Genomic DNA, 7383 nt, shown 5'->3' with positions numbered 1-7383 from the left:
CCGATCAGGCTAATTACTGCCACAATCGGAATCGCCATCGTTAAAGCACGAAAACCTTCGGCATAAGGATTTTCAGGAGAAAGCTTTAATCTGAATTCCCGCAAGACGTGCATCAGCATTCCAATCGCCAGACTGATTCCAACAAATATCGAACCCAGTTTCGTTACAGTCGATGCTATGTAAATTACGATACATACCGCAATAATAATAATGATGAGCTTGAGCTGACGGTTGCAGCGTTCGGAGTACCAGAACTCAAGCATGTGGGGAACCTGAATCCGACTTGTTCTGATTAAGCAAAGACAGAGGCGAAAACAGGCAGATTGTCAAAGCCATAAAGGCAATTCCCTGAGCGCCTGGCAGCAAGATTTCACCCTGTTTCATGTTCATAAAAATCAGGCTGATTAATAAGGCAATCGGAATCCAGGTCAGGACACGATAGAACAGGCCAGTCGGATTTTTTGCTGCGAAATGAATTTTGCAGTAACGACAAATCAGGAAAATAATTCCAGTACCAGCAAACATCAGGATGGCATCTAAAGGCAAAGGTTCCATCCAGTACAGACCTACGGCAATTGCAGCAATCACAACAAAGAACAGCAGTTTTTTCAGGAGCGACACCTGCGGATTGAACCAGAACTCAAGCATGATGATGTATGAACAGAAAAGATAAAAAGCACTTTAGCATATTTTAAATATAAAAAAGCGAGGCAGAGGCCTCGCAATATTTATGAAAATTATACGTTATTTTTCTGTGGCCCCCAGTCATAAACTTTCTTCTGATAGGCATACCACAGCATCCACAGACCAATCAGGATCATTGGCAGGCTCAGGAATTGTCCTTTACTCATCCAGCCAATAAATAGCTGACCATTATCCGGTTCACGGAAGAACTCGACGATAAAACGGGCCAGACCATAGCCGGTCAGGAATACCGCAGAAACTGCCATACGTGGACGTGGCTTGCTACTGAACCACCACAGTACGATAAACAGAATCAGGCCTTCACAGAGCGCCTGATACAGTTGTGAGGGATGACGTACCAGTTGCAGCGGATCGGTTGGGAAAATCATGCCCAAGGCAAAATTTGGATCAGTCACTTGACGGCCATAGAGTTCACCACCAATAAAGTTACCGATCCGGCCAAACATCAGACCTGTTGGAACGCAGGGGGCAATAAAGTCCAGCGTCTGAAACCAAGCCATTTTATATTTCTTGCACCACCATAACATCGCTAAAATTACGCCGAGGAAGCCGCCGTGGAAACTCATGCCACCAGTCCAGATCTGGAACAGCCAGAGTGGATTTTCCAAAAACTGAGAAAAACCGTAGAATAAAACGTAACCGACCCGGCCACCGATAATCACACCCAAAGCCCCAAAGAAAATCAGATCCGAGACCATATCTGGTGTCCAGCCGCGTTGTTTAGCGCGATAAGTCGCCAGTCCCCAGGCAAATAAAAAAGCCAAGAGATACATCAGTCCATACCAGTGGACTTGCAAAGGCCCGAGCGAAATTGCAACGGGATCTATGTTTGGATAGGTGAGCATTCCTGTTCCTTGTGATTCTGTTTTGCACAGATTTTAGCTGAAAGCAAAGAAAAATGTTGTACATTCAATGTGTAAAGATCGAGAGTATCAATTATGTGTATTGTGGCACTGGCTTGGCGAGTTCTGGATGAAACGCCATTATGTCTGATTTCAAATCGTGATGAGTTCTATCAACGTCCAACCCAGGCATTATATGAATGGGAGAACAGTCCGATTATTGCCGGGCAGGATCTGCAGTCTGGTGGTACCTGGATGGGTATAACTGCTTCAGGACGATGGGCAGTGATTACCAATTTCAGGGATGGGAGTGACAAGAATAACTACCCAACTTCACGTGGACATATCATTCAGCATTTTCTGGAATCTGAATTGACACCTATCCGGTTTGCTCAAGAACTGGAAAAACGTCAATGTGATTATGCAGGCTTCAACCTGTTTGTCGGTGATCGTGATCAAGCCGTCTATATGAGTAATCGTGGCGAGGCACCACAAGTACTGGCACATGGGGTATATGTAGTCTCAAATGGCCTGATGAGCGAAGACTGGCAAAAGACCCGGCATTTGCGCAAGCGTTTTACTCAGGAATTTCTGCCCATGCTGCAGTATCCAGATATGCCTGAATCTGATCTTTATTATGCCGTTTGGGATATTCTGGAAGATGAACGCAAGATCATTCCCGAATTATTGCCGAAGACCGGGATTTCGCATGAAATGGAACAGCTGTTATCTTCGACCTTTATTCAAAGTCCAGTGTATGGCACGCGCTGTTCTAATTTCCTGCGAATGAAAACCGATGAGTGGCAGTGGCTGGAAAAATCCCAGCAGGGTGAAACAGCAGGACAGATCGTTGAACAAGTTATTCCGATTATTAGCTAAATAACAGTATTGGTGATGATATTTATAAAGATATCAGTTTAAATAACACCCTTCTGAGTATATAGAGGTGTGCTAGAATGAAGCCTGTCTACTACTCCTGACTTTATCTTTTTTATGGCACTGCTCCTACCACTTATTTCATTTCTAATTGGATTCTGGGGCATCCATTATTTAAAGCCGGTTCGTCCATTTATGGCCGCTTTACTGGCTCGTCTGCTGATCCCGTTGATTATAATTTACAACATGGTGTTCTATAAGCAGGGTAGCTTGTGGCTGATTGGCTTTAGTATCTTTAGCTCGCTGTTTTTGTTCGGTCTGTTCTACTTTTTCTCCAAAGATAAATTACGTGCACTATGTTTTAGTTATTTGAATGGTGTCTGGCTGGGATTTCCTTTTACCTTGGCGTTATTTGGTCCTGATGCTTTAAATACCATTGTTGCCTTATATATCGGCGGTTCTTTATTTGGAAATGTCAGTGCAGTTGTAGCAGTGAGTGCTGAAAAGCAGACACCGCAATTCATTATTAAAAATATGCTGAAGTCTCCACCGGTGATTGCACTGACGGTTGCAGCAGTTTTATCATTTTGGGATTTTAGTGCTTATGAATCGCATCCAGTGATTCAGTGGGGCTATGCCGCGAACAAGTTTCTGGTGACCTTTGCTGGTATGTGTATTCTAGGCATGTGGCTCCGTCATGTCCGGATTCAGCTAAGTGATTTGACCCGTAGTTTAATATTGATTAGTGGTCGCTTTATTCTGTCTTTAGGACTGGCAGCAGGTGCTTATTTCTTATTGCCAATTCCGCATCAAATACTAACTTATGCTGTTTTAATGATGTATTTCCTGCTTCCACCAGCAGCCAATATTGTGGCACTGGAAACCCATTATCAAGGCACAGGTTATTCAGCGAAATATATTGCTTCAGGAACGATTGCCAGTGCGATCTTGATCGGCGTATATGGAGTGGTGGTGCATGCGTTGGTGCCGGGTTTATAAAAATATCAGAAAAGTCCTTTTCCCCGAGAGAGAATAAGATGCATTTTAAATCCCTCGCCCCAGCCCTCTCCCAACGGGAGAGGGAGCCATGAGAGATGAAACTTACTTTTCCAGACTCGCTTTAAATAGTTGCATTGCCTGACCACGGTGACTAATTTTATTTTTCTCTTCCTTGCTCATTTCCGCACTCGCAATACCCAGTTCAGGTAACCAGAACAGCGGATCATAGCCAAAACCATTTTCACCACGGGCTGCTTCCAAGATCTCACCTTTCCAGATGCCCTGGAAGATTTGTGGTAATGGGTCTTCGGCATGTTGAACTAAGGCCAGTACACACACAAACATGCCTTCAATCGGTTCACCGTCGTTACGCAGTGGTTTCAGGTCAGCCAGTAATTTTTCATTGTTCGCTGCATCATTACCATGTTCACCCGCATAACGTGCAGAGTAAATCCCAGGTGCACCGCCCAGAACTGGTACACAAATCCCTGAATCATCAGCAATCGCAGGTTTGCCAGAAATACGTGATGCATGACGTGCCTTGATAATGGCATTTTCAACAAAGCTCAAACCATCTTCAATTGCGTCTTCAATATGCAGCTTACCTTGAGGAATAACTTCAACTGGAAGTTTGAGTTCTGCAAACATCTTTTCAAATTCTGCAATCTTGCCCTTGTTATTACTTGCCAGTACCAGTGTGCCTTGGGATAACCAGTCAGTTGCAGCCATGTTAAAACTCATTATTAGATAAAGAATGGGCGCTATTTTAGCAATGGATGAAGAATTTGCGGCAATAAAAAAGCACCCGAAGGTGCTATTTATACCATTCAGCTTATTGTGCCTGAATCCAACGGTCTGCACGATCACGTGCCTGACGGATCTGTTCCTGGGTCAAGTTGGCTGCCAATGCAGTTTTCTTGCCTTCAGATAAAGTAATCACTTTATTGTCCAGCATGCCGTCACGGGTAGAGAGTTCATACCACTGGTAAGCACCCATGTAGTTTTTTTTCTTCTCTTCCATCATCGCCAGGTTAAAGCTGGCACGATTATCACCGCGGCTGGCTGCTTTTTCAAAGTACTGGCGAGCCAGTGTTTCATCTTTCTTGGTGCCAATACCATCTGCCAGCATACGGCCAACATTCAATTGAGCAACTGCCAGACCTTGATCTGCTGCTGCTTTATACCAGGCAAAAGCCTGACGTTCATCTTTCTGAATGTCTTTACCATACTGGTATTTGGTTGCTAAATAAAATTGTGCACCAGGCTGACCTGCTTTAGCCGCTTTAGTCAGACTATGAATGTCCATTACTGAATATTGCGCTGCTTGGCTGGCCACAGAAGGCGTTGGTGCAACGTAATCGGCATGGGCCTGCATGCCAAAAAGTCCAGCCAGTAGCGTCGTACTTAATAATAATTTTTTCATAGAGCGCTCACTCGATAAATTGCGACTTCACCAAATAGATTTGGGAGATGTTTGCTCAGCAAACTATCTTCTTGATTCCCATTCACAGCGAGTCGATTAATAATTTTTATGTTGTTTTCCGCGCATAATGCTTCAAAGTCACGGAAGGTACATAGGTGAATGTTCGGGGTGTTATACCACATATAGGGTAAGGCTTCCGAAACCGGCATTTTCCCTTTTAATGCCAAGAAAGAACGAGTCTTCCAGTGCGCAAAGTTTGGAAAGGTAATAATGGCCTGTTTCCCTACACGCACCATGTCACGCAATAATACGTCTGGTGCATCTACAGCTTGCAAAGCTTGTGCCATCACCACATAGTCAAAAGACTGGTCAGCAAAACGGCTTAAACCGAGGTTTAAGTCCTGCTGGATGATATTTAACCCGCGACTGATCGCAATTGCAATCTTTTCTTGATCAATTTCTAATCCATATGCACGAATATTGTGCTTTTTGCTCATATGGGCCAGCAGTTCGCCATCACCACAACCGAGGTCGAGGATACGTGAACCGGGCTTGATCCATTTCTCAGCAAGTTGTTGGTCAATACGCATTACACAGCCTCCTTCGGTGTTGATCGCAGATGTTCTTCACCGCCTAGAAAGGCGCGCAATGACTTCACATACAGTGGAATTGGGAACAGGAAGGAGTCATGGCCTTGCTCAGCATCAATATCCAGATAGCTGACAGGCTTATTATTGGTAATTAAGGCGTCTACGATTTCAACAGAACGTGAAGGTGAGAACCGCCAATCGGTCGTGAAAGAAACTACTAGGAACTTACATTTGGTTTGTGCCATCGCTTTGACCAGTGACTGCTGATATTCACGTGAAGGATCAAAGTAGTCCAGTGCCTTGGTCATGATCAGGTAAGTGTTGGCATCAAAGTTACGGCTAAACTGTTCACCCTGATAACGTAGATAGCTTTCGACCTGGAACTCCACATCGAAGCCATACATGAATTTGCCAGATTTTAAATCACGGCCAAATTTCTGTTTCATGGCTTCTTCAGACAGATAGGTAATATGACCAACCATACGCGCCAGAATCAGACCACGTTTTGGATAGCTGTCATTTTCCAGATAACGGCCATGATGGAAGTCCGGATCAGACAGAATCGACTGACGCGCAACTTCGTTAAAGGCAATATTCTGTGCAGACAGTTTTGGTGCGCTGGCAATAATCACACATTTTTGCAGACGGTCCGGATAATCTACCGACCATTGTAAGGCCTGCATGCCCCCGAGTGAGCCGCCAATGATGGAATACCACACATCAATCCCCAGACGGTCAGACAGCATCGCCTGTGTTTTTACCCAGTCACGCACAGTGACTAGCGGAAAGTCTGGACCATATGGACGGTTATCATTTTCGGGATTAGGAGAGGTAGGACCAGTAGAACCATTACAACCGCCGATATTATTCAGCGCCACCACAAAGAATTTATTGGTATCGATTGCCTTACCCGGGCCAATACAGGCATCCCACCAGCCTGGTTTTTTATCATCTTCATGATGATAACCTGCAGCATGATGATGGCCAGACAGGGCATGGCAGATCAAAATGGCATTGGACTTATCGGCATTCAGTTCGCCATAAGTTTCTACCATCAGTTCAAAACGTGGGAGGATGCGACCGCATTCAAGCTCTAACGGCTGTTCGAATTGGAACTTTTGTGGGACAACAAGGCCCACTGAGTCAGCTGGAAAAGACACGGGAATGATTCGCCTTAAATCTTTAGTATGAATAAATAAAAGGATACCATTTGCAGATATCCTTCTAAAGTCTTTTTACTGCTATGAATTATCGCTAATTCAAATACCGGGTTTAGACGGCAGCAGCAATTACCTGTTCGGTGCTCAATACATCTTGGTCGATCAGGCGGTTGGTACATGCAATAATTGCTTCAATCGAAGAGGTCACGATGTTGTCATGTACACCAGCACCAAAGGCAGATTTACCGGTACCTTTTACTTGAAGTTCAACCAATGCCAAGGCTTTGGCATGTGCACCTGAGCTGATGCTACGTTCTTCATAGTTCAAGACATCAATCGGCAATTGTAATGCATCCAAAATCGCAGAGATTGGACCGTTACCTTCACCACGCAAGTGCTGAGTTTCACCATTGACTTCAACATCTAGCTCAATCACCTGGTTGCCATTTTCATCTGACAATTTATAGTTCTTGGCAGCGTAGTGTGCATCTTTGGCATCAACATAGGTATCTTTGAATAAGCTCCAGATCGCTTGTGCTGAAATCTCAGTACCATCTTCATCGGTTTTTTGCTGCACGATTTGCGAGAATTCGATCTGTAAACGACGTGGTAAAGTCACGTTATAGTTCGATTCTAACAAGTACGCGATACCACCTTTACCTGACTGTGAATTCACGCGAATCACGGCGTCATAGTCACGACCCAAGTCTTTTGGGTCGATTGGCAAGTACGGCATATCCCAGATTTCTTCGTTTTTCTGGAATTCGAAGCCTTTTTTGATCGCATCC

Annotated in this window: 10 protein-coding genes; 2 read left to right on the top strand and 8 right to left on the bottom strand. The window is 44.5% G+C overall.

Going from position 1 to position 7383, the window contains the following annotated elements; all coding sequences use genetic code 11:
• The 3 genes from B4J23_RS13335 to lgt form a co-directional block, all read right to left on the bottom strand.
• A partial coding sequence (locus B4J23_RS13335; protein WP_291361275.1) for a hypothetical protein occupies positions 1–263 on the bottom strand: 263 nt, incomplete at its 3' end.
• Entirely contained in the window at positions 256–648 is a 393-nt protein-coding gene (locus tag B4J23_RS13330) for a hypothetical protein (RefSeq protein ID WP_034169880.1), read from the bottom strand. The genes B4J23_RS13335 and B4J23_RS13330, both read right to left, overlap by 8 nt.
• Positions 649–737: 89 nt before the next feature.
• Positions 738–1550: a prolipoprotein diacylglyceryl transferase gene (lgt, locus tag B4J23_RS13325; RefSeq protein ID WP_291361272.1), complete on the bottom strand. Its 813-nt coding sequence runs from the start codon at positions 1548–1550 to the stop codon at positions 738–740.
• A 93-nt stretch (positions 1551–1643) separates the two neighbouring features.
• On the opposite strand from lgt, the gene B4J23_RS13320 reads away from it, so the two are divergent.
• Both B4J23_RS13320 and B4J23_RS13315 read left to right on the top strand, forming a co-directional pair.
• Positions 1644–2426 carry an NRDE family protein gene (locus tag B4J23_RS13320; RefSeq protein ID WP_291361271.1) on the top strand — a complete coding sequence of 261 codons (783 nt, stop codon included), beginning with the start codon at positions 1644–1646 and terminating at the stop codon, positions 2424–2426.
• Positions 2427–2540: 114 nt separating this feature from the next.
• Complete coding sequence (locus B4J23_RS13315) at positions 2541–3422, top strand: permease (RefSeq protein WP_291361269.1); 882 nt, start codon at positions 2541–2543, stop codon at positions 3420–3422.
• A gap of 102 nt (positions 3423–3524) precedes the next feature.
• Here the strand turns inward: B4J23_RS13315 and rdgB are convergent, their stop codons facing one another.
• From rdgB to B4J23_RS13290, 5 genes are all read right to left on the bottom strand, one after another.
• Complete coding sequence (gene rdgB / locus B4J23_RS13310) at positions 3525–4151, bottom strand: RdgB/HAM1 family non-canonical purine NTP pyrophosphatase (protein WP_291361267.1); 627 nt, start codon at positions 4149–4151, stop codon at positions 3525–3527.
• Between the two features lie 103 nt (positions 4152–4254).
• Positions 4255–4845 (bottom strand): tetratricopeptide repeat protein, encoded by a 591-nt coding sequence (locus B4J23_RS13305; RefSeq protein WP_166136288.1) that lies wholly within the window; start codon positions 4843–4845, stop codon positions 4255–4257.
• Positions 4842–5435 carry a methionine biosynthesis protein MetW gene (gene metW, locus B4J23_RS13300; RefSeq protein ID WP_004781976.1) on the bottom strand — a complete coding sequence of 198 codons (594 nt, stop codon included), beginning with the start codon at positions 5433–5435 and terminating at the stop codon, positions 4842–4844. Before metW ends, B4J23_RS13305 begins: the two co-directional genes overlap by 4 nt.
• Positions 5435–6595 (bottom strand): homoserine O-succinyltransferase MetX, encoded by a 1161-nt coding sequence (gene metX, locus B4J23_RS13295; RefSeq protein WP_004781977.1) that lies wholly within the window; start codon positions 6593–6595, stop codon positions 5435–5437. The genes metW and metX overlap by 1 nt, the downstream gene beginning before the upstream one ends.
• Before the next feature lie 112 nt (positions 6596–6707).
• A partial coding sequence (locus tag B4J23_RS13290; RefSeq protein ID WP_291361263.1) for an alpha-isopropylmalate synthase regulatory domain-containing protein occupies positions 6708–7383 on the bottom strand: 676 nt, incomplete at its 5' end.

Source organism: Acinetobacter sp. UBA3025 (assembly GCF_002367915.1).
In the GTDB taxonomy this organism is placed as follows: domain Bacteria; phylum Pseudomonadota; class Gammaproteobacteria; order Pseudomonadales; family Moraxellaceae; genus Acinetobacter.
Note: the sequence above shows the minus strand (reverse complement) of the source record. Positions and strands in the feature narration are given on the sequence as shown.

Coding starts and splice junctions, on each gene's coding strand:
- B4J23_RS13330 (WP_034169880.1), bottom strand. CDS start 648: ATGCTTGAGTTCTGGTTCAATCCGCAGGTGTCGCTCCTGAAAAAACTG.
- lgt (WP_291361272.1), bottom strand. CDS start 1,550: ATGCTCACCTATCCAAACATAGATCCCGTTGCAATTTCGCTCGGGCCT.
- B4J23_RS13320 (WP_291361271.1), top strand. CDS start 1,644: ATGTGTATTGTGGCACTGGCTTGGCGAGTTCTGGATGAAACGCCATTA.
- B4J23_RS13315 (WP_291361269.1), top strand. CDS start 2,541: ATGGCACTGCTCCTACCACTTATTTCATTTCTAATTGGATTCTGGGGC.
- rdgB (WP_291361267.1), bottom strand. CDS start 4,151: ATGGCTGCAACTGACTGGTTATCCCAAGGCACACTGGTACTGGCAAGT.
- B4J23_RS13305 (WP_166136288.1), bottom strand. CDS start 4,845: ATGAAAAAATTATTATTAAGTACGACGCTACTGGCTGGACTTTTTGGC.
- metW (WP_004781976.1), bottom strand. CDS start 5,435: ATGCGTATTGACCAACAACTTGCTGAGAAATGGATCAAGCCCGGTTCA.